The organism is Pseudomonas aestuarii (assembly GCF_027988105.1).
Classification (GTDB): domain Bacteria; phylum Pseudomonadota; class Gammaproteobacteria; order Pseudomonadales; family Pseudomonadaceae; genus Aquipseudomonas; species Aquipseudomonas aestuarii.
Genome location: NZ_JAQJZJ010000005.1, coordinates 183,539 through 205,059, shown reverse-complemented (window position 1 = coordinate 205,059; position 21,521 = coordinate 183,539). Strand labels below are relative to the sequence as shown.

20 protein-coding genes are annotated in these 21,521 nt (G+C 61.9%); 11 read left to right on the top strand and 9 right to left on the bottom strand.

What is annotated here, in order from left to right; translation table 11 throughout:
* The first annotated feature begins 255 nt into the window (after positions 1-255).
* The 5 genes from PH586_RS12745 to PH586_RS12725 all read left to right on the top strand — a co-directional run bounded on the left by PH586_RS12745 (position 256) and on the right by PH586_RS12725 (position 6,973).
* On the top strand, positions 256-702 hold the full coding sequence (locus PH586_RS12745) for a hypothetical protein (protein WP_271348139.1): 447 nt from the start codon (positions 256-258) through the stop codon (positions 700-702).
* 6 nt (positions 703-708) lie between these two features.
* Positions 709-1,965: a hypothetical protein gene (locus tag PH586_RS12740; protein WP_271348138.1), complete on the top strand. Its 1,257-nt coding sequence runs from the start codon at positions 709-711 to the stop codon at positions 1,963-1,965.
* 189 nt (positions 1,966-2,154) lie between these two features.
* Positions 2,155-3,912: an SIR2 family protein gene (locus PH586_RS12735; RefSeq protein WP_271348137.1), complete on the top strand. Its 1,758-nt coding sequence runs from the start codon at positions 2,155-2,157 to the stop codon at positions 3,910-3,912.
* A complete protein-coding gene (locus tag PH586_RS12730; protein ID WP_271348136.1) occupies positions 3,909-4,544 on the top strand; it encodes a hypothetical protein in 636 nt (211 codons plus the stop codon). The genes PH586_RS12735 and PH586_RS12730 overlap by 4 nt, the downstream gene beginning before the upstream one ends.
* Positions 4,541-6,973: an AAA family ATPase gene (locus tag PH586_RS12725; RefSeq protein WP_271348135.1), complete on the top strand. Its 2,433-nt coding sequence runs from the start codon at positions 4,541-4,543 to the stop codon at positions 6,971-6,973. The genes PH586_RS12730 and PH586_RS12725 overlap by 4 nt, the downstream gene beginning before the upstream one ends.
* A 381-nt stretch (positions 6,974-7,354) precedes the next feature.
* On the opposite strand, the gene PH586_RS12720 is transcribed toward PH586_RS12725, so the two are convergent.
* Positions 7,355-8,191, bottom strand: a complete 837-nt coding sequence (locus PH586_RS12720) for a DUF6602 domain-containing protein (protein ID WP_271348134.1) — start codon at positions 8,189-8,191, stop codon at positions 7,355-7,357.
* A 279-nt stretch (positions 8,192-8,470) separates the two neighbouring features.
* Here PH586_RS12720 and PH586_RS12715 point away from each other — a divergent pair, with 279 nt between their 5' ends.
* Together PH586_RS12715 and PH586_RS12710 are read left to right on the top strand one after the other, a co-directional pair.
* Positions 8,471-8,602 (top strand): hypothetical protein, encoded by a 132-nt coding sequence (locus PH586_RS12715; protein ID WP_271348133.1) that lies wholly within the window; start codon positions 8,471-8,473, stop codon positions 8,600-8,602.
* A 368-nt stretch (positions 8,603-8,970) separates the two neighbouring features.
* Positions 8,971-9,705, top strand: a complete 735-nt coding sequence (locus PH586_RS12710; RefSeq protein WP_271348132.1) for a TFIIB-type zinc ribbon-containing protein — start codon at positions 8,971-8,973, stop codon at positions 9,703-9,705.
* Between the two features lie 180 nt (positions 9,706-9,885).
* Here PH586_RS12710 and PH586_RS12705 read toward each other — a convergent pair whose 3' ends face one another.
* The 6 genes from PH586_RS12705 to PH586_RS12680 all read right to left on the bottom strand — a co-directional run bounded on the left by PH586_RS12705 (position 9,886) and on the right by PH586_RS12680 (position 14,331).
* Entirely contained in the window at positions 9,886-10,227 is a 342-nt protein-coding gene (locus PH586_RS12705) for an FKBP-type peptidyl-prolyl cis-trans isomerase (RefSeq protein ID WP_271348131.1), read from the bottom strand.
* Between the two features lie 128 nt (positions 10,228-10,355).
* Positions 10,356-10,661, bottom strand: a complete 306-nt coding sequence (locus tag PH586_RS12700) for a ribbon-helix-helix domain-containing protein (protein WP_271348130.1) — start codon at positions 10,659-10,661, stop codon at positions 10,356-10,358.
* 77 nt (positions 10,662-10,738) lie between these two features.
* Complete coding sequence (locus tag PH586_RS12695; RefSeq protein ID WP_271348129.1) at positions 10,739-11,320, bottom strand: DJ-1/PfpI family protein; 582 nt, start codon at positions 11,318-11,320, stop codon at positions 10,739-10,741.
* Between the two features lie 211 nt (positions 11,321-11,531).
* Entirely contained in the window at positions 11,532-12,689 is a 1,158-nt protein-coding gene (locus PH586_RS12690) for a phospholipase D-like domain-containing protein (RefSeq protein ID WP_271348128.1), read from the bottom strand.
* A 188-nt stretch (positions 12,690-12,877) separates the two neighbouring features.
* Complete coding sequence (locus PH586_RS12685) at positions 12,878-13,216, bottom strand: amidase (RefSeq protein ID WP_271348127.1); 339 nt, start codon at positions 13,214-13,216, stop codon at positions 12,878-12,880.
* Positions 13,213-14,331 carry a serine hydrolase domain-containing protein gene (locus PH586_RS12680; RefSeq protein WP_271348126.1) on the bottom strand — a complete coding sequence of 373 codons (1,119 nt, stop codon included), beginning with the start codon at positions 14,329-14,331 and terminating at the stop codon, positions 13,213-13,215. The genes PH586_RS12685 and PH586_RS12680 overlap by 4 nt, the downstream gene beginning before the upstream one ends.
* Positions 14,332-14,524: 193 nt before the next feature.
* Here PH586_RS12680 and PH586_RS12675 point away from each other — a divergent pair, with 193 nt between their 5' ends.
* A complete protein-coding gene (locus PH586_RS12675) occupies positions 14,525-14,971 on the top strand; it encodes a hypothetical protein (protein ID WP_271348125.1) in 447 nt (148 codons plus the stop codon).
* A 14-nt stretch (positions 14,972-14,985) separates the two neighbouring features.
* Here PH586_RS12675 and PH586_RS12670 read toward each other — a convergent pair whose 3' ends face one another.
* A complete protein-coding gene (locus PH586_RS12670; RefSeq protein WP_271348124.1) occupies positions 14,986-15,870 on the bottom strand; it encodes an acyl-CoA dehydrogenase middle domain-containing protein in 885 nt (294 codons plus the stop codon).
* A 152-nt stretch (positions 15,871-16,022) separates the two neighbouring features.
* Between PH586_RS12670 and olsB the strand changes: the two genes are divergently transcribed.
* Together olsB and PH586_RS12660 are read left to right on the top strand one after the other, a co-directional pair.
* Positions 16,023-16,781, top strand: a complete 759-nt coding sequence (gene olsB, locus PH586_RS12665) for an L-ornithine N(alpha)-acyltransferase (protein WP_271348123.1) — start codon at positions 16,023-16,025, stop codon at positions 16,779-16,781.
* 73 nt (positions 16,782-16,854) lie between these two features.
* Positions 16,855-17,625 (top strand): lysophospholipid acyltransferase family protein, encoded by a 771-nt coding sequence (locus PH586_RS12660; RefSeq protein ID WP_271348122.1) that lies wholly within the window; start codon positions 16,855-16,857, stop codon positions 17,623-17,625.
* A 1-nt stretch (position 17,626) separates the two neighbouring features.
* On the opposite strand, the gene PH586_RS12655 is transcribed toward PH586_RS12660, so the two are convergent.
* Positions 17,627-18,475 carry a universal stress protein gene (locus PH586_RS12655; RefSeq protein ID WP_271348121.1) on the bottom strand — a complete coding sequence of 283 codons (849 nt, stop codon included), beginning with the start codon at positions 18,473-18,475 and terminating at the stop codon, positions 17,627-17,629.
* A 132-nt stretch (positions 18,476-18,607) separates the two neighbouring features.
* On the opposite strand from PH586_RS12655, the gene PH586_RS12650 reads away from it, so the two are divergent.
* Complete coding sequence (locus tag PH586_RS12650) at positions 18,608-21,325, top strand: HAD-IC family P-type ATPase (RefSeq protein ID WP_271348120.1); 2,718 nt, start codon at positions 18,608-18,610, stop codon at positions 21,323-21,325.
* Positions 21,326-21,521: the final 196 nt, after the last annotated feature.

The window sequence follows — 21,521 nt, the reverse complement described above, 5'->3', positions numbered from 1 at the left end:
TAACTCAGCACCAGATGTACTGGGTTACCCCTCCGCGACGAACTCAATCATCTCGTAGTTGTGATCAGCATTCGAACTCATAGACCCATATCCGCTTTGATGGACCTCTTCTTCGCGCGCGTGAGAACTTTCCACTTGCTGTACCAGTGTAGGAAAAAGTACGCCTTTTTTAACAATAGCCCGAGCAAAGTCGACCCAACACAATAGCGTCCAAGTCGTTCGGAAATGTCTTCCGGGCAGAACCTGGAGCTCAACATGTCTTTTTTCGATTCGGTTTTTGATTTTGTTGGCAGTGCGGTTGGTGCGGTAAGCGATCTGGCGGTTGCGACGGTCGGCACGGTGGGTGACCTGGCCGGTTCGGCAGTTGATACTGTGATGGAGAACCCTGGTAAGACGGCCTTGGTGTGCCTCGGCACCCTTGCCACGGGTGGTGCAGCCGCGGTCTTTGCGGGCCCCATTGCCGCCGCTGTGGGTTCGACGGGGTTGTTGGGGGCAACGGCTTCCGGTACGGCCATCAGCTCGCTTTCAGGGGTAGCGCTGACCAACGCGTCGCTGGCGGCGTTGGGTGGTGGCGCTATCGCTGCGGGCGGCGGAGGCATGGCGGCGGGTGCTACGATAGTGGCGACGACCGGGGCGGCAGCGGGTGTTGCGGCAGGCATCGGTGTGGCGGCAGGCGCCGCAGAGGCAGAGCGGAAAGGGTAGGCGTAAATGGCTCGCATCACCAAGGCACAGAAAGCTGGCCTAGATTTTCTGGATCTGGTTTTCTTTAACGAACTGGTCGTTTACCGAGGCATGGACGCCGAGGAGCGGCGACAGCTTGAAACGGTCATTCAGCGGGTCACGCAGATGACTGAGAGTCGATACTCGGGTCGTGAGTGCGAGATCATCAAGCATCTCGCGTACTACTTCCTGGAGGTGAGCCTGGCCAACACCAGTGAGGAGTTGAGACAGGCTATCCCGGTAGAGGTGCCACAGCCAGACTTGCCAAAGGAGACAATAGAAGCTGTCGATCGCCATACGAATGCTTTCCAGATGGGTTTCATGCTTGCGGTGACACGAAAGTCCACGGGTGTTGATGCCAGTTACGCCTTGGAAATTGCTGATGCCTTGAAGGGTGAGTTCGTTGGCTACTCGGCGCTGGTCCGGCGAGATCTGCTCAAGCGCTGCTTTGTCCGCGAGTTCAAGGATGTGTCCGTGGGCGTCTATTGCTGGCTGACCGTTGCGGGGGTGCTGCCGGTGACAAAAAACAGTCCGGATCGGATAGGTAGCGAGTTTGATGAGAAATTCATAACACGTCTTGCCTTGCTTGCCGACTACGAAATGATTACGCATGGCTTGAACATGTTGATAAGTAAGGATAACTCTATTTGCGTATTTCTCGGAAGGCGGGAGTTCAACTTGACGGAGGCGACGGTCGATCGCCTTCTGGACATACAAAAGCATTTCAATGAGGCAGTTACCAAATCGAGCTTGCGGGGCATCCCGCTCATCAATACCCGGGATTTGACGAGCATGGAGCAGATCCAGGATTTTTTCGAACGGTGGGGCATTCGCAAGGTGCGGTTGCGTATGCACGCGGGGACGCTGGCCAGTTGGCTGGGCATCCTGGGGGCGGGCATGGTGGAACTGCAGCTGTGGCGCGAATACGTTCATGCCGCTCGGAAAAAGTACCCTAATGGCACCGGGTCCGTTGAGATCGCTGAGTTGAAGGTAGCGGCAATCTTCAATGCGTGTGACAACCAGCACACCATCACCGAATTCGTGAAGGACAGGCTTTCGGAGTACGGTCTCAAAATCAACCCCGACACGCTGTACCGCAGTCACTCGATGATGAGAAAGACCATCCTCCGGTTGCTGGGCAGGTACTGCAAGCTGACGCGTGATGCGGGGGTTGTCATGTCGCCCATCTACGATGACACGTTCTATGGGTCGGCTTTCATCAATGCAGACAAACTGGCCCCCTGAAAGCTTCAGCTCTCTCCATGACGCTACTCAGTCGCCTTCTGCTCCCGTTAGAGTGTTTTCACGCTGCACCCAGTACCACAATCCTTCAGACTATTCCGATATTGCTCAAAAAATCTGCTCTAATGTCTCTCAGGGGGAGGCGCCCCACCGAGTAATACGACGATGTCATTACAGGGAGAAGTGATAGGCATGGCTGTAACTCCAACGGCTAACGATATTGCGGTGCGGGAGGTGCTTGAGAAACTCGAGTCCGAGTTCGCTTCGGCCGCCAATGCGGTCGCGAATGGCGAATTTGCAGTATGGGTAGGTTCAGGGATTTCAAGGCAAGCTCCAAATCTCGGCAACCTCATAGAGCGGGCCTTCGATTATATTCGAGAGAGGGCTATCGCAGCTGGGACTGCCGCTGCCTACATGCCAGCACTTGAAGAAGCCCTCGGGCTTGCCGAGGTTGAGCCCGCAACAGTCCAGGCACAGTACGGACAACCGCTCGCGTATTGGCCCGAGCATGACACCATCATCGATCGCCTCTGGAACAAGTATGCCCGCGTTCTTGACATCCGCATCGCGGGAACGGCCGCTGACTTTATCCTGTGGGATGCGATCGATATCAGGCAGGCATTCCAGGATCCCGCGCCGCCTGCCGCCGAACATCTTTGTATAGCGATCCTAATCCTTGAGGGGGCAGTACAGTCGATCGCCTCGGCAAACTGGGACGGATTTATAGAGGCGGCGGTCGATCGTCTGAGCAACCGTGTGCCTGGAGTGATGCAGGTCGTCGTCGACCCCGGCCAGCTTAGGGGGCCTGCAGGGCGAGCACGATTACTGAAGTTCCATGGTTGTATTGAGCATGCTGCTCGCGAGCCATCAGCCTTTCGGCGATTTTTAACCGGAAGCTACACCCAGATCATGGATTGGCCGGAGAAGCCTGAATTCTTAGCGATGTGCAATGCTGTCGTCGGGCTTGCAACGGCTCAGAAAACGCTCGTGCTCGGACTTTCGATCCAAGACAATAATCTCCAGACGCTCTTCGCGCGAGCTAAGGCAGCGCATGCGTGGCCCTGGCCCTGCGCACCGGCTGCTCCAGCGCATATCTTCTGCGAGGATAGGATTCAGCAGGGGCAGCGAGATGTGCTACGTCTCTCTTATGGTGATGCATACAATGAAAATGCCGCGGCCATCCATGAAGCCACGCTGCTGCGCGCCTGGGGCGAAAAGGTGTTAATCGCGCTTGTTCTGAAGGTCCTCGGCGATAAGCTCTCTGCATTAATGGAGCTTACTCTCACCGCGCTCGGGAAAGGACTTGTAGCGGGCGAACTCGAGCCCTTGCTAAAAGCGGTACGAGACGACATCGCGGAACTTGCAGTTCCCGCCCCCGGGGCACACAACCGGACTGACATCGTAAACCAGGCCATCACGCTTTGGTCCCGTATGCTCTCATTGTTCCGAAGCGGTCGCCTACCAATAAGCGCGGACGCCTACGAGACATTGAGCAACTCGACGCTCAACCTCATCGCTACTGATCAGAACGCTCAGGCTGCGGGCTTGGGACGTCTTGGTGTCGCTTTGTCGCTGTTGCAATATGGGCGCACAACGGGGCTTTGGGAGATTCATAAACCCGTGGCTGAAGATCTGAAGTCAGGGGCAATTACCGCGTGTGCATTGCGTCTGGACGGAACGAATCGCCCAATCTTCGTCGTGAAGTCGGCTACGGAAGCGATCGCGCTAAATATGAACGGTGGGTTCGCCGATGGCAATGCAATCATCTTACATGCTGACGACGCCTGGCATCAGATGGTCGGGAGCGGCGCAAGCGCGAGGCGCGTCCGTTCTGCTCCGGGACGAACCGGACGCGTCGGCGAAACGCATGTCAGCCTTGGCAATCTACTCGCGAATTGTGGCGATGCCGCGACACTACAACAGGAATTTGTTAAGGAGATGATGCTGTGAGCGTCGCACCTATCATACATGCAATCCAGGAACGACTTCGCGGCGCTGAATACACCGACTTGGCTATCCCCTTCAAGGTCGCTGGCGTCGAGTTCGCGTTCACCGCTGCGATGCGTGGTCACGATGGTAGGGCGCTAGATCTGGTGCTCGTGGTCGATACAACAACGGGAGATTTCGGTGATCGCGTTGGCGCAAGTGTCAGGCAACGTGTAGAAGCGTTAAGTCGCGCGCTCGACGTAACCGGCTCACGTTATGTCGTGACTGTAATCCTTGCAGGTGCAGTGCTGGTGGAGGGTATTGAAGTTCTGTCTGAGACCTGTCGTGTGCTGCTCGTCGAAGGAGTCGCACTCGATGATCAAGGCAGGCCGGCAGGCGAGGTTGCACACCGTCAGCTCGACGATTGTATTCGCGTCCTACTACCGCTTACGCTTCCCGCTCATCTGGCACAATCACAAAACGGCAGTGGCCCAGCCTTGGAACAACTCATTCGAGCACTTCCCGCTAGCACTGACAGCGCGCTTGTAGCTGCTGTGATCGCCGCATCGATTGACGGGGAGCAGGCGGTGATCGATACCATTTCACAGATGATCAATGCTGCCTTCCAATCCGACCTGGGAGTGAAGCAGTCTTGAGCGACTTTGTCCTTAAAAGCCTCGATATCAAGAATTTCCGAAGCATCCGCGGCAAGATTCATGCACCCCTCGACGCTAAGGTTGTGCTTCTTCATGGTGAAAATGGTGCAGGAAAGACGAGCATACTTTCAGCTATCGAGCTAGCTCTGACAGGGAAGGTCCAGTCGCTGGAGCGTGCCGATCCCAGCTATGAGAAGCAATTACTGCATCGCTCAGCTACCGAGGGCAGCGTACTGCTGCGGACCCTTAGCGGAATATCAGAACAAAGCTTTAACGCGACTCTCAATACAACCGGCGCGCAGTCGATCACCGCGCTTGATGATATGCGAGCGACATTCTTCCGCGAGCGGGCATTTCTACCGCAAGCTCTGCTTGGTCAGTTGCTTCAGATCTATCAGGACGCGGGACACGATGCGACATCTCCTCTAGCTCAGTTTGTAGCCAAACTTCTAGGATTGGATCGCCTGGACGCTCTCGAAGCTGGGCTGAAGCCGCTTGGAGACGTGCGCAACGTTCGCAAAAATGTGGAAGGCTGGTTGACAGCGGAAAATGAGAAGTCGCGCCTTGATCGCTTGCTCTCCGATCAACGAAAGGCACGCGAAACTTTAAATGAGCAAGTTCTGTCCGTGGTTGATGAGCTTGCAAGCCTCTGTGCGGAGTTGGAGTTGTCCGTGGAGGTGCGGGAAGAAACGCTTGATGAGGTCGCAACAAGCCTTTCAGATGACAAAGACGCAGATGCTTTTTCACAACTGACGGACCAGCAGCGAAAATTAGCCTCAATCCGGCGTGAGATAGAGGCAGCGCAGACTGCAACCGGGTCCAGTGTTGGCCTCATCACTACTGGCGCGGATGAAGCCAGTAAGGAGTTTTCGCGTTGGGAGGCGAAATATGGAGATCGTGTCAGATCTCTTTGTAGCCGTGTTCAAGCCGTGCTATCAAATATTTCATTTCCGAGTGACCCAGAGCAGTTCGCAGAAGCGGCGCTGGTGCGATTGAGCATCGAGCAGCAGCATTTTTCTGATCGTGTTACGCAGGCGCGGGCGGACATCGCACGGCACGCAACAGCGCAAGATGAACGTGATGTGGCTTTACGCCAACGAAGCACTATCGATGAAGAAGTGGTTCTCTTATCGAGCAGTGCAGGCAGTCTCGGGTCGGCACTATCGGAGTTGACATCATTTATTACGGATGAGACGTGCCCAGTTTGCGATCGAAATTTTACCGAAATAAGTTCGGACCCACTAAGCGCACATGTCCATGACAAAGTACGGAGGTTATCTGCATCGGCAGAGCGATTGCTGACACTTGGACGCACACGCAGTGAAGTGCAGGTCACCATTGAGCGACTGGACCGAGATATTGAGGCGATTGCTGCGCGTAGCCTCGGAGAGAATGATCTGGCCAACCTCGATCGGCAGCTAGCCGTTATTGATGTACTGATCAACGAACTGAATAGCATTCTCGACGTACTGCAACTAGGCGGAAGATTACGCGCGGCCGAGGTCGCAGCGCACCGTGCAGTGGCCAACGCTCAGACACACCATGCGTCTCTAGCTGCGGCGCACGACACGTTGAATGACTTTGCACTTTCAGTCCACGCACTTGGGTTAGGGGAAGGAGAGTCCTTCGAGTCCGCAGCGACTAGGCTGGAGGCGCTTTTGTTGGCCCAGGCAACGCGCTTTGAGACGCGCCTATCACTGCGGCGCAAGGCTGCCGATCAAATTGCCACGATCCGCTCGGCGATTAGGCAACGACTGGAAGTGGATGCAAGGATTTCTGCCGATGACTGGTCTTGGCAGTCCGCTAACCAAGCCCTCGAGCGAGCGCAAGTCCTGCGCGAGCAGGGCAACACTATCCGTAGTGCCGTTGATAAGGTGCGCTCCGCAATTATTCGGCGGGAGTTCAATGATCGACTCAATCTCGTGTGGCGCGATCTGTTCGTACGCTTGGCACCAGGCGAACCATTCGTACCAGCATTTCGTATTCCGGAGTCATCCACTCAGAAGCTCCAGCCCAAACTTATCACCGAGCATAGAGATGGCGGCGAGTCCGGTGGGACACCAGGTGCCATGTTGAGCGCAGGCAATCTCAATACCGGAGCCCTCTCATTGTTTATCGCGCTGCATCTCTCGGTCCCGCGCGACCTACCGTGCCTTATTCTCGATGATCCGGTGCAATCGATGGACGACATCCATATTGCCCACTTCGCGGCACTATTAAGGACTTTGTCAAAGGAACATGGTCGGCAGGTAGTAATCGCGGTCCATGATCGTCAACTATTTGAGTACCTCAAACTTGAGCTCAGTCCAGCCTTTCCCGAGGATAGCCTTCTGACGCTTGAGCTATCGCGCGGCCCCCGTCGAGATAGTGTATGCATCTCGCAGCGGTTCTCGTTCAAGCAGGAGACCGCCCTCCATGCTGTAAGTTAGTTCGCTGTTCGATGAGTGTGCACTGAATCGCCCTTGATTTCGTAGACGGGGGTGAAAGACTACAGTGAGCCGAAAGCTGCCTTCACCGAGTGGCTGCTTTTGGCCGGTTTCAGCCTGTCGTGACAGGCGTTTTTGGGTTGGCTCCAATCACTCGTAACCAGCTGCGCCCGGCCCGCCTAACTCTAGATGCACCCTCAACAATAACAATCGGGAATAACAATCGGGGACAGACCACGGTATTGATGCTGATGGGCCGCTTCTGGCCGGAAGGTAAGTTTGGCACCGTAAGGCCTTGGTTTCGGCTTGCAAATACTCACTTGATCACACTTGGTGGGCTTAAGGGCTGACAGGCTAGCGAGCAGATGCATGCGGTAAGGGCTGTCAGAACTGATGGCTGGTTCTTACCTTGCGCAGGTTTTCGAAGAATGTGGCGTTCAGCGTCCCCGTCCAGTCGATAGGCAGCAGCTCAATCCAGCTCAATGCCTCAAGCAGGGTTACTAGGCCAAGGCCGTATGCATTTTCGGGGGCCTGTTCTACGTTCAGTCCCGCCCAAAACTTGGTGTCGAAAAAGAGTGACGATTTGATGCCGTCCGCCCCCAGGTTCACCGTCTGAGTCGCGATGTGGTTATTGCCCAGGATTAACAGATCAGGCGTGTGCTCGCCGTGAGTGCGAGGCACGACAACGTCCGGTGAATATTTGCGTGCAAATACCGCGCAGAAGGGCTGGTTCTTGAGAGGCGGGTACGTGCGAGGCCAATCCCTGGGCCTACCGTTGTAAACCGGCCCATCCAATTCATAGTCAGGGTTGTCGAGGGCACGGCGTGTGAGCACAAGCTTTTTAACTGCTTCAGCCTGACCGATGGCTTTTTCCAGCACCGCATCGCTCGAAATGGAGTGCTTGCACTCGATGTATGCGTACACCGCGTCTACCGGGATCTGCTCCTTGACCGGAAACTGGCGGCTCAAGCTTGAACGCAGGGTAGGGCTGGCCATCTTGTCGTAGATGATGACGTCATCCCCGGCCGTCCTGCCATCCTCTGCGACAACAAAGCCACGACAAACCCCGTACTTGGCAGGCAACACGTCCTCCAGCAAGGCGCAAATGGCGAGCTCGAACTCGTCCCCCAGGTCGAAGTTGTAGATCGCTTCGATATACTGCAAGCGCGCCTCAACCTTCTTGGCCAACCTCTCGATGTACCCACCGTACGATCCCATCATTGCTCCTACGCTCGTTAAATGTATGGCCACTGAATCGACGCTGATTTTATAGGTACTCGATGACTGCTTTTGGCCGGTTTCAGCCTGTCGTGACAGGCGGTTTTGGGTTGGCTCCGATCACTCGTAACCAGCTACGTCCGGCCAGCCTAACTCCAGATACGCCGTCGACGATTGCGTCTGAGACTTGGGTTTCATTATCGCCCCGCAGGACTACCGAACTACTCGGTACAAACGTCACGAACGCATTCGCGGAGCCAGCGATGCGCTGGGTCGGCATTCATGCACACCACCTTCGCCGTCGCCGCGATCCTGATTGTCATCGCGCTGGTCATCGCCATCGCCAGCCATGTCCGGGCGCAGCGCAGCGTTTCGGCAAAAGAGGGCCAGGAGCCGGGCCGCAGCCTTGGCTGAGTGCTAGGCCATTTGCGGTCGTTAAGCGCATTGGGTGACTATCAGCGAGCGCGCGGCATTGCTCATTCCCGGCCAGGAGCAGGCGATCTGAGCCATAGATAGCACGCTGCCCCTGGCCGCTTTCCCAGGGGGGTTACCGTCGCACGCAGAACGAGCGGGCGTCGGCGCCGCGACACTCGGCAGATGAGGCCGAGTCCGTCCGCTGCTCCGGGAAAGGTCTTTCGCGACGCTCGGCCCATGCGGTCTACTTGCACCCATGCGACCTCGAGTGCTCCGATACGTCCAGTCCTTCGCCCTGCGCAGATCGACTCGAGAGCAAGCGCCACGCTGGCGACAGCATCAACACTCAGCCAATAGACCGTGAAGCCATGAACCAATGCCCCAAGTGCGGCTACCTGCGTACCGCCAAAGATGCGCCCATTCACCGTGATATCTGCCCCGGTTGCGGTATTGCGATCAACAAGTGGCTGGCACGTGCCGACAGGGTCGCGCCGCTAACCAGCGCCCCGTCCATCGACGAGCCGCCGCGCATGGGCGTGCGCGAGCACTTCATGCAGCTGCCGGGGCGTGTCGATACGGCCAGTCTGTATGGGCGCGGCCTGTTGTCCGTGGGGCTGGCACTGTGGGCGCTGTGGTTCATGGCCCACGGTATCGATTGGGCAATCATCGGCGGCTCGTTCATGCACAACATCAATCTGCCGTTCCATGAGTTCGGCCATGTGCTGTTTTCACCGCTGGGCCGGTTCATGGCCATCCTCGGCGGCAGCCTGTTTCAAGTGCTGCTGCCGTTGATCCTGCTGGTGGCCTTCAGTTTCTTTCACCACGACAACTACGCGGCCAGCGTGACGCTCTGGTGGTGCGGGCAGAGCCTGGTCGACCTGGCCCCCTATATTGCCGATGCGCCGTACCGGGCAATGCCGCTGGTCGGTGGTGGCGGCGAAGCGTCGCATGACTGGGGCAACCTGCTGGTGATGACCGGCACCCTGGATAGCGCCCAGGCCTTCGCCCGATTCAGCTTCATCTTGGGCGTCGGCATCATGTTCGCCGCGCTGGGGTGGGGCGTGTGCCTATTGCTCAAGCAACGCCGCCAGCTGTCGGCGTAGGGGACTCAGAGGGGACGATTGTTGCGCGCCCCCTCTAACCGAGGCTCGGCAAGCAGTGAGCTGTGCATGAGGGCTGGGCCGGCGCTTAGGCGTGCCGGGTATCGCTGCGCTCAACAGCCTGCTGCATCGCGGCCAAGCCCGTCAGCTGACACCGGCAGGACGCAGCGGCGCAGGCGCCCATCACTCATCCCGCGTCAATACTTCCAGCAGTTCGATCTCGAAGATCAGGTTGGAGTTGGGCTTGATATGCGGGCCAAACTCTCGTTCGCCGTAGCCGAGGTGGGCCGGGACGAAGAGTTTGCGTTTGCCGCCGACGCGCATGCCCATCAGGCCTTGGTCCCAACCCTTGATCACCCGGCCGGTGCCGATCACGCACTGGAAGGGTTTGCCGCGATCGTAGGAGGAATCGAACTTGCTGCCGTTTTCGAGAAAACCGTCGTATTGGGTGGTGATCAGGGCACCCTTGACCACTGCCTTGCCCTCGCCCACCCGAATATCTTCGATCTTTAATTCGCCGCTCATCACGCGCCTCCGTTGTCCTGCCTGGTAAAGGAGTTTAATCCAGTCGGCGCAAGAACGCTGTTGTCGGCAGTCGCCGGAGGAGCAGTCACGGTAACCAGGATCGCCCAGTCGCTGTGTTGCCTGCCGGGTTAGGGTGCCCGCTGCGCCAGTGACAGCTCGCGCACCTTGCCCGGCCGCTGCTGGCTGAGAAAACGCGTGCAGCTGACGCGCAGGAAGGAGGCAAAATTCACCACCTCGCCACGGTAGTCCATGACCTCGTCGTAGAGCTTGCTGATCAACTGGTTGGTGGTCATGCCATCGACTGCGGCGATCTCGGCGAGGATGTCCCAGAACTGGTTTTCCAGGCGCAGGGTGGTGACCACCCCACGGATGCGCAGCGAGCGCGAGCGGGATTCGTAGAGAATCGGGTCGGCTTTGACGTAGAGCTCGCACATGGGCGCCTTGCCTCGATCGGGGACGGGAATCAGTCGCGGGCAGGCGCCAGTGTACAGACGCCTGCCCGGTTGGCAGTCTACAGGCTGATCTGGGTACCCAGTAGCTTGAGGAAACCGGCCAGCCAGGCCGGATGCGCGGGCCAGGCCGGCGCGGTGACCAGGTTGCCCTGGACATGGGCCTGATCCACGGGGATATCCATATAGCGGCCACCCGCCAGCTGCACTTCCGGCCCGCAGGCCGGGTAGGCACTGCATTCACGGCCGTCGAGCACACCGGCGGCGGCCAGCAGTTGGGCGCCATGGCACACCGCGGCAATCGGCTTGTTGGCCGCATTGAAGGCCTGCACCAGGGCCAGCACCTCGGCATTCAAGCGCAGGTATTCCGGGGCGCGGCCGCCGGGAATCAGCAGGGCATCGTAATCATCGGCCTTGACCTGGCTGAAGTCGAAATTCAGGGCGAAGTTGTGCCCGGGCTTTTCGCTGTAGGTCTGGTCGCCTTCGAAGTCGTGGATGGCGGTGCGCACCGATTGGCCGGCGCTCTTGTCCGGGCAGACCGCATGCACGCTGTGACCAACCATCTGCAAGGCCTGGAACGGCACCATCACTTCGTAGTCTTCGACGTAGTCACCGACCAGCATCAGAATCTTTTTCACAGCCATGAGCGTTCTCCTGTAACGGGTTGAGGGAGCGATGCAAGTATCCGCCCCGTATCCAGCACACAGGTAATAGCCTAGGACTACATCGCCAGGAAACACGCCCGCACGTCGGGCTGCTGCACGCGGACGAGAGGCGGCTTGGCCGGCCGATGACACAGGCAGCGCGCGAAGGCCGGGTGAGGCGTTTCGAGCGCAGGCGTTTGGCAATGGCCGCTTAGCGACGGCGGTCGAGCAGGTTCACCACCAGCCGATCCAGCCACCCCCACAGACGCTCCTGCACGCGTCGCCACCAGGGCCGGGCGTGCCAGAGCTCCTGGCTGATCTCGAGGCTGTCGGCGAAATCCGCCTGGAAGCTGGCGACCACGGCGGCAGTCAGCTGCGGGTCGAGCGCTTCGAGGTTGGCGTCGAGATTGAAGCGCAGGTTCCAGTGGTCGAAGTTGCACGAACCGACGCTGACCCAGTCGTCCACCAGCACCATTTTCAGGTGAAGAAAACGCGGCTGGTATTCGAAGATCTGCACCCCGGCCCGGAGCAGCTTCGGGTAGTAGCGCTGGCCGGCAAAGCGCACCGGCGGGTTGTCGGTGTGGCGGCCGCTGAGCAGCAGACGGACATCGACCCCGCGTTCAGCCGCCTTGCGCAGGGCGCGGCGGACTTTCCAGGTCGGCAGAAAGTACGGCGTGGCCAGCCAGATGCGCTGCTTGGCGCCGCACAACGCCCGCACCAGCGATTGCAGGATGTCGCGATGCTGGCGGGCATCAGCGTAGGCCACCCGGCCCAGGCCCTGGCCCACCGGTGGCGATAGCGGCAAGCGTTTCAGCCCGGGGGTCGGTTTTGGCCGCCAGGCAAAGCGGGTCTGCAGGGCATGCCACTGGCGGTCGAACAAGGCCTGCCAGTCCGTCACCAGCGGCCCGCCGATTTCCACCATGACCTCGCGCCAGCTGCTATCCGCCTCGCCCGGCAGCCAGAACTGATCGGTCGCACCGGTGCCGCCGATGAAGGCCAGCCGGCCATCGACCAGCAACAGCTTGCGGTGGTCACGGTAGAAATTGCGCATGCCGCGGCGCCAGCGCAGCGGGTTGTAGCAGCGCAGTTGCACACCCGCAGCGCTCAGGCGCTGGCGATCGACCTGCAGCAGTGCCTGGGAACCGTAGTCGTCGAACAGGCAATGCACCGCAACGCCGCGCTGCGCTGCCGCGCACAAGGCTTGCAGCAGGGCATCGGTGCAGGCGCCACTGGCCACCAGATACAGCTCCAGCGCGACCAACTGACGCGCAGCGTCGATGGCTTCGATCATCCGCGGGAAGAAGGTCGGGCCGTCGTTGAGCAAGGCAAATTGGTTACCGCTACTCCAGGGAAAAACGATTCCTGGCATCAGTACGCAGCCGGCAACAAGGAGCAGCTGAGGCGGATTCGCATAAATCCCCGTAGGTTGAGCATCGAGGTCGCCACGATAGTCGCCTGCGGCGGCCTTGCAAAGCCCGCTGCGCCTGATCGCTCAGCAGTTGTGAAATAGCCAGCACCGTCGCGAAGCCGCAGTCGGCGAGGTTTTGTCACAGCCTCTCACGGCGGTGGCGAAGTTGACGCCGCGGGGAGCAACTGGCAGCCCTGTCGCGGGCCGAGCCAGACGGCGCTGTTGCTGCGGCCCAGGCCACTGGCGGTGACCCGCTTGCGGCTCTGGTCATCGAGCAACTGGCTGACCGGCACATACTGGCTCACATAGCCGTCACAGTAGGGCGCGGGGTTGTTCATCACATAGCGGCAGGAACAATATTCCTTGGCCGTATAGGCGCTGATGATGTCGGGGAAGGCCTGCAGGTGCGCACGGTTGTGCCAGCCGAGCCCCACCAGCAGCAGGACGCTGACCAGCAGCAAGGTGCGTAACGGACGACGACGGATCATGGCTGCACCTCGCGGGCAAAGGCGGCGGTCACCCGCTTGAGCAGTTGGTTGTGCTGGAAGCTGGCGTCGCGATCATCGGCGTAGCGCACGATCACCAGTTTTTCCGTCGGCAACACATACAGCCCCTGCCCCCAGTGACCGAGGGCGGCGAAGGCATCGGCCGGAGCATCCGCCCAGGGTCTGGCCGCGCCCGGCAGCTCGGCGTTCAACCACCAGTGCCCGCCCGGCACGGCGTCCCCCGCTTGGGCGGTCTGCGCCTGGTAAGTGGCCAAGGGCGTGCGATTGAAGGCGACCCAGGCCGGCGGCAGCAACTGCTGCTCGCCCCAGCGGCCATCGCGCTGCATCAGCAGGCCAACCCGCGCCAAATCACGGGCGCTCAGGTAGGCATAGGAGGAGGCGATGAAGGTGCCGGCGGGGTCGGTTTCCCAGACCGCCGAGGTGATGCCGAGCGGCTCGAACAGCGCGGTCCAGGGATAGTCCGCATAGGCCTCGGCACCGACCATGCCCTTGAGAGCGGCTGACAGCACATTGCTGTCGCCACTGGAGTAGCGAAAGCGGGTGCCCGGCGCCACAGCGTCGGCGTGCGCGGCGGTGAAGGCGGCCATGTCCGCGCGGCCGCGGGTATAGAGCATCGCCACCACCGAGGATTTCAGCGGCGCATATTCGTAGTCTTCGCGCCAGTCCAGGCCCGAGGCCCAGTTGAGCAGGTGGCCGACCTTGATCCCCGGATGCCGGGCGAACGGCGGGTAATACTGCGCCACTGGCGCATCGAGCTGGAAGCGGCCCTGGCCGTAGGCAACGCCCAGCGTGGTGGCGAGCAGGCTCTTGCTCATCGACCAGGTCAGGTGCGGCGTAGCGGCTCGAGTCGGCCCGGCGTAGCGCTCGTAAACCACCCGGCCATCACGGATGACCAGCAAGGCATCGGTGCGCACCCCCGTGCGCTGTTCGTCGTCGCGGGCAGGAAAGGCATAGGCCTCCAGCTCGGCGATGGCCGGGCTCGCAGGCACCGGCTCCAGCGGCCAATCGGCAGCGGGCCAGCTTTCGGCCTGGACGAGGCCGGCGCTGCTCGCCATGGCGAGGATCAAGCCGAACCAATGCAGCAGGGATACGGGCATTGCAGTGCCTCCGCGGATGACAAAGCGGCACCCTAGCATGCCGTCGATGACGCTAAAAAGGCAGGTTTCCGGCTCGCTGGCAACAGCATCGAGGGCAAGGACTGGGCGTGCGCCCGGTTCTTGTCAAATACCCCCCCATGTACTGCTTTTATGGGGTGTTCCACTTTCTGTAGGGTGTCACTCGCCGCAGGCAGTGCACCATAAGATCACCGGTGCGGCACAAAAACTGGCGGGTTATCGCTGCGCGCCGAAGCCGCCCTACCCGCAGGCAGTGCACCATGAGATCACCGGTGCGGCACAAAAACTGGCGGGTTGTCGCTGCGCGCCGAAGCCGCCCTACCCGCAGGCAGTGCACCATGAGATCACCGGTGCGGCACAAAAACTGGCGGGTTGTCGCGGCGCGCCGAAGCCGCCCTACCCGCAGGCAGTGCAGCATGGGTTCACCGGCGCGACACAAAAACTGGCGGGTTGTTGCTGCGCGCCGAAGCCGCCCTACCCGCAGGCAGTGCAGCATGGGTTCACCGGCGCCGCACAAAAATGGCGGGTTGTCGCTGCGCGCCGAACGGATCGCCGCCCGAGCCGCCCGACGAACGCAACGCGGCGGGGTCTTGCAGGTGCACGACTTTGCGCCGCCTGCTAGGCCCACTGCTACGGCTACAGGCCCAAGGCGGCCTGGGCTTTGGCCAGGCGCTTGGCGCGCGCAGAGTTGGCAAGCGACAGCAGGCCGCAGTCGCGTTGCCACAAGGCGGCCCAATCCGCCGGCCCGGCGGCGAAGGCCGCGTGCAGTTCGGCGTCCAGTGCGGCGAACTGGGCGAACAACCCGGCCAGCAGCAGGTGGGTGACGGCTTGCGCCGGGTCTTTACGCGCTACTTCGGCGCAGCCGGCGAGCAGGCCGAGCAAACGCAACTGCACGGCCTGCGGCCAGTTCGAGTCCTGGCCCACGCCATACAGCCAGGCGCCCACGGCGGTGAGGACGTGCAGATCCTCGATGCTGCGAAACGGCTTCACGTAGTCGTCCCAACCATCGCCGGCCAGGCGCTCGCAGTGGGCGCCATCCAGATACAGGCGGGCGTGGCCGATATCGGGCATCAGGGGCAGGCTCGGCAGCGTCTCGACGCGCACCCCGGGATCGCCATTGCGCACCACGCCCAGGGCCAATCGAACCGGTTGCGCCGACTGCTCTTCGCGGGCGGCGACCAGCAGCCAGTCGGCGGCATCGCCTGCCGTGACGAAATCCTTGCGGCCATGCAGCAGCAGGCCGCTCAGGCGGGTCTGCATATCCGCCGGGCGCACGCTCTTGTTTTCGGTGACACAGAGTGCGCCCAGCGACCAAGGCGCGGACAGCCAGAGTTTGCGCAGAGCGCCTTGATAGCCGGCGAGGAAGGCCAGCCCCGGGGTCGCCGCCAAACGCCCGCCGAGCAACGCCAACTCGAATGGCGACGGCGTGCCCAGCCGCGCCAGCAGCGTGGCATACCAGGCCTCCAGGCTGCTGGCGGCAGGCAGGCGTTGGTGGGTGTGCAACAGGTTTTGCCAGGGCATACGCAGTTCCTCAACCGGGTTGGAGTCGCAAGCAGCTGTCACACAAGCATCACCAAAACTTCACAGGGGTGACACCGCTGCTACCTAGCCTGAGCTTGCCCAACAAGATCGACCGGCCGCAAGACAAAAAGCCGGCCAACGGAGATGACGGCATGACCCAGATGGCAATCACCCGCGACCGCACTACCCCAGCACGTCGCTTGCAGGCCGAGCGACTCGTCGGCCCTGCTGCCCTGCGTGAGGCTCAGGCCCTGCGCTTTCGCGTGTTCAGCACCGAATTCGATGCCAAGCTCAAGGGTGCCGAACTCGGCCTGGACATGGATGACTACGACATTCACTGCCAGCACATCGGCGTACGTGATCTGAACAGCGGCCTGCTGGTGGCCACCACCCGCCTGCTCGATCATCAGGCCGCCGCCAGCCTGGGCCGGTTCTACAGCGAAGAGGAGTTCAGCCTGCACGGCCTGCAGCACCTGCAAGGCCCTGTGCTGGAAATCGGCCGCACCTGCGTCGATGGCGCCTACCGCAACGGCGCCACCATCGCCGTACTCTGGGGTGAACTGGCCGAGGTCCTCAACCAGGGCGATTACCGCTACCTGATGGGCTGCGCCAGCATCTCCATGCAGGACGGCGGCATCCAGGCCCAGGCCATCATGCAACGCCTGCGCGATCGTTACCTGTGCACCGAGCACCTGCGGGCCGAGCCGAAGACCCCGCTGCCGACCCTGGAGGTGCCGAGCAACGTCATCGCCGAGATGCCCCCGCTGCTCAAGGCCTACATGCGCCTGGGTGCGAAAATCTGCGGCGAGCCGTGCTGGGATCCCGATTTCCAGGTGGCCGATGTGTTCATCCTGCTCAAGCGCGACGAACTCTGCCCGCGCTACGCGCGCCACTTCAAGGCGGCGGTCTGATCCAGCAGCGCTTGCAGGAGCGCCCCGGTCTGTGTACACAGTGCCGGGCTAAGTCGTCCGCCCGGAGTACTCGATGAACAAGCTGCGCCTGTACCTGCGAATGCTGCGCCTGCTCGCCCTCATCGGCCTGATCACCCCGCTGGCCGGGGTGCTGAGTCTGCTGGAGCATCTGCTGCGGCAGGACCTGATGGGCCAGCGCCAGCGCCTGAGCCGCTGGTTCTTTGCGCGCCTGAGCAATGCCCTGCCGTTCCGCCTAAGCGTGCACGGCGAACTGCCGCAGCAGCCGATGCTGTGGGTCAGCAACCACATCTCCTGGACCGATATCCCCCTGCTCGGCATGCTCGCGCCGCTGTCGTTCCTGTCCAAGGCCGAGGTGCGTGCCTGGCCGCTGGCTGGCTGGCTGGCGCACCAGGCCGGCACCCTGTTCATCCGCCGGGGTGCGGCGGATAGCAACCTGCTCAACCAGCAACTCGGCCACCACCTGGGACAGGGCCGGCCGCTGCTGATCTTCCCGGAAGGCACCACCACCGACGGCCTGGTCCCGCGCACCTTCCATGGCCGCCTGCTGAGTAGCGCCATCGATAGCGGGGTGGCGCTGCAACCGGTCGCCATCCGCTACCTGCGCGACGGCCAGCCCTGCATGATCACGCCCTTTGTCGGTGACGACGACATGCTCTCGCACCTGTTGCGCCTGCTCGCCAGTGACCCGATCGACGTGCAGATTCGCCTGCTGCAGCCGATTGCCAGCGCCAGCCTGAATCGCAACCAATTGGCACGCCGTGCCCACGCCGCCGTGGCCAGCGCCCTGGCGGCGGACCGCCAGGCGCCAGCTCAGGCCGCGTGAGTCAGCCCTGGGGCGGCACGCAGAGGATGTCGCACGACAACTCGGCCAGCAGCGCTCCGGCAACGCTGCCGAGCATCAACCGCGGCAACCCCTTGCGTGCATGCGTGGCGATCACCAGCAGCTCGGCCTGGGTCTCGAGCAATTCCTGGGCGATCACCTCCCCCGGCTCACCCTCACGCACCCGCAGGCTGCTATCGGGTAGCGCCAAGCCGGCGTCCTGCAGGCTCGTCTGCAACGTCAGCAAGGCGTCCTTGGCCTGACTCTCGAGCACGCGATGATCGATCGTCGCCTCGGTCAGCTTGCCCCTGGGAAAGGGCGCCAGAGCATGCAGCACCGTGCAGCGCTGCAGGTCAAGCAGGCCCAGCCGCTGTGCACTGCCCATGGCGTGCACAGCACCGGGCGACAGATCCAGCGCAGCCAAGGCATGCTGATAATCGGCAGCGGCCGGTTGCGCGACGCGCAGAACCGGCAGATGACTGCCACGGATCAGCCGCTCCACAGTGGTGCCCAGAAACAAGTCGCGTAGCGCCGTCTTGCGGTGGCTGCCGACCACCAGCAGGTCGGCCGCCATGCCCAGGCCCGCCTCGAAGATGATCGGTTCGATCTCGCCGCTGCTCACCAGCACCCGCGGCCGGCTGCCGACCTGCTCGGCCAGTTGCTGCGCCTGCTCATCGAGCAACCTCTCGATGCGCCGCACGTGCTCGGCGACGAAGTCTTGCGGCGCATCGTCGTCGACCACATGAACCAGGGTCCAGTCGCCGCCACCCTGCTTGCGGATCAACCGGGCGGCACGCTCGATGGCATGTGTCGAACGCTGCGAAAGGTCGGTCGCCACCAGTAATTTGATCATCTCGTCCACCTTGCCGGGCTGTGCGTGTCTGCTAATTCGAGCGCAAAACATGGCCGGTGGTTTTGATGCAGATCAGAGCATGACCTGTGAATACGGCTACTGTGCCAACAGTTCAATCTGGAAAATGCCTGAATGGACACCCGGCTACCGGTTCACGCCGCACCTGCCTGGCACAGCCTCGATGCGCAGCAGGCTCTCGACACCCTGCACAGCAACCCGTTGGGCCTCGCCGAGGGCGAAATCGCAAGCCGTCGGCAACGCTACGGGGCCAATCGCCTGCCGCCGCCCAGGCGCCGCGGCCCGCTGCTGCGCCTGCTGCTGCAATTTCACAACCTGCTGCTGTACATGATGATCGCCGCGGCAGCGGTCACCGCCCTGCTCGGACACTGGGTGGATACGGCAGTCATTCTCGTCGTGGTGCTGATCAATGCGCTGATCGGCTTCATACAGGAGGGCAAGGCCGAGCACGCCCTGGACGCCATTCGCGACATGCTGTCGCTGCATGCCATGGTCCTGCGCGATGGCGAACGCCGGAAAATCCCCGCCGAACACCTGGTGCCCGGTGATATCGTCGCCCTGGTTTCCGGGGACAAGGTGCCGGCTGACCTGCGCCTGCTCAAGGTGAAGAATTTCCTCGTCGAGGAAGCGGCGCTAACCGGCGAGTCGCTGCCGGTGGAGAAATCCATCGCCCGCTCGGCCGCCGACGCCGTGCTCGGCGACCGCCGCTGCATGGCCTACTCCGGCACCTTGGTCAGCAGCGGTCAGGCGCTCGGCCTGGTGGTGGCCACAGGCCCGGCCACCGAATTAGGACGCATCGGCAGCCTGCTGCAACAGGTGCAGCCGCTGACCACCCCGCTGCTGCGGCAGATCGACGGCTTCAGCCGCTGGTTAAGCGTGGCCCTGCTGATCCTGGCGCTCGTCACCTTCGCCCTCGGCACCCTGTGGCACGGGCAGGACCCGGCGCAGACATTCATGATGGTGGTAGCGCTGACCGTCGCGGCGATTCCCGAGGGATTGCCCGCTATCATGACGGTGGTTCTGGCCCTCGGCGTGCAGCGCATGGCCCGGCAAAACGCCATCGTGCGACGCCTGCCGGCGGTGGAAACCCTCGGCTCGGTCACCCTGATCTGCTCGGACAAGACCGGCACCCTGACCCGCAACGAGATGACCGTGCGGCGGCTGGTCTGCGCCGATCGAGTCATCGACGTCAGCGGTGTCGGTTACGCGCCCGCCGGGGGCTTTCATCTCGCCGGCGCGCCCCTGCAGATCGATCGGGCCCTGCTCGACATCGGTCGCGCGGCGCTGTTGTGCAACGATGCCCGGCTGGAGGAAGACGCCGCCGGCATCTGGCAGTTGCACGGCGCCCCGACCGAAGGCGCACTCGCCACCCTGGCCCTGAAAACGGGCCTCTGCGCCCAGGAGACACAGGCCGAACTGCCGCGCAGCGACACCATTCCCTTCGAGTCGGAACACCGCTTCATGGCCACCCTGCACCATGACCATAGCGGTCACGGGCTGATCTACCTCAAGGGCGCCCCGGAGCGACTGCTGGAGATGTGCAGCCAGCAACGCACTGCCGACGCCGACCAGCCACTGGATGCGGATTTCTGGCGGCGTCAGGTCACGGACCTGGCCGCCCATGGCCTGCGCCTGCTGGCGATTGCCAGCCGCCCGGCCGATGCCGAACAACGCAGCCTGAGTTTTGCCGATGTGCAGCAGGGCTTCACCCTGCTCGCCCTGTTCGGCATCATCGACCCGCCACGCGAAGAGGCCATAGCCGCGGTGGCAGAATGCCGAAGCGCCGGCATCGCGGTGAAGATGATCACCGGCGATCATGTCGAAACCGCCCGCGCCATTGGCGCGCAACTGGGCATCGGGATTGGCCGGCCGGCCCTGACCGGCGCCGAAATCGAACTGCTCGACGAGCGCAGCCTGCGCGAGTTGCTACCCGGTATCGAGGTATTCGCCCGCGCCAGCCCGGAACACAAGCTGCGCCTGGTTCAGGCCATGCAGGCCGGCGGCGAAGTGGTGGCAATGACCGGGGACGGGGTCAACGACGCGCCAGCGCTGAAGCGCGCCGATGTCGGCGTGGCGATGGGCCGCAAGGGCACCGAGGCGGCCAAGGAGGCGGCAGAAATAGTCCTCACCGACGACAACTTCGCCACCATCGCCGGGGCCGTGCAGGAAGGCCGGGCGATCTATGACAACCTGAAGAAGTTCATCCTGTTCGTCCTGCCCACCAACGGCGGCGAAGCCTTGATCGTGATCGCCGCCATCCTGCTCCAGCTGAATCTGCCGCTGACCCCGGCCCAGGTGCTGTGGATCAATATGGTCACCTCCATCACCCTGGCCTTGGCACTGGCCTTCGAACCGTCCGAGCAGGGTCTGATGACCCGCCCGCCCCGGCCCCCGGCCGAGCCGCTGCTCACCGGTTTTTTCGTCTGGCGAGTGCTGCTGGTCTCGCTGCTGATGATGGCTGGCGCCCTCGGCCTGTTTTCCTGGGAATTGCAACATGGCAACAGTCTGGCAAGTGCGCGCACCATGGCCGTCAACACCGTGGTGATGTGCGAGATGTTCTACCTGTTGAACAGCCGGCATATCTTCGCCTCGGTACTCAATCGCGAAGGCTTGCTCGGCAACCCCAAGGTGCTGCTGGCCATCGCCGTGTGCCTGGCGCTGCAACTGATGTTCACCTATGCGCCGTTCATGCAGCAGGTATTCGGCTCCAGCGCACTGGGTGGCGGGGAATGGCTGCGCGTGCTGCTGGCCGGCTTGCTGCTATTCAGCGTGGCCGAGCTGGAGAAGGCGCTGATCCGCCGCTTTCACCTGCATCCTCATGCCGGGGGCTGAACCCGGTGCGCGTGGCGCACCAGCTGCGCCGCGGATTGCATCCGGAGGGTAATGTCGCGCAACTTGTAGGAGGCGCGCACCCGCGGCGAATGCAGCCCGCAGGGCTGCCCAGCTATCGCCTGGCGAGCACAGGTTAAAAGCTCGCCCCGAGGTCGGGCCTCCCACAGAAATACAATCCGGACCTGCACATAAACAT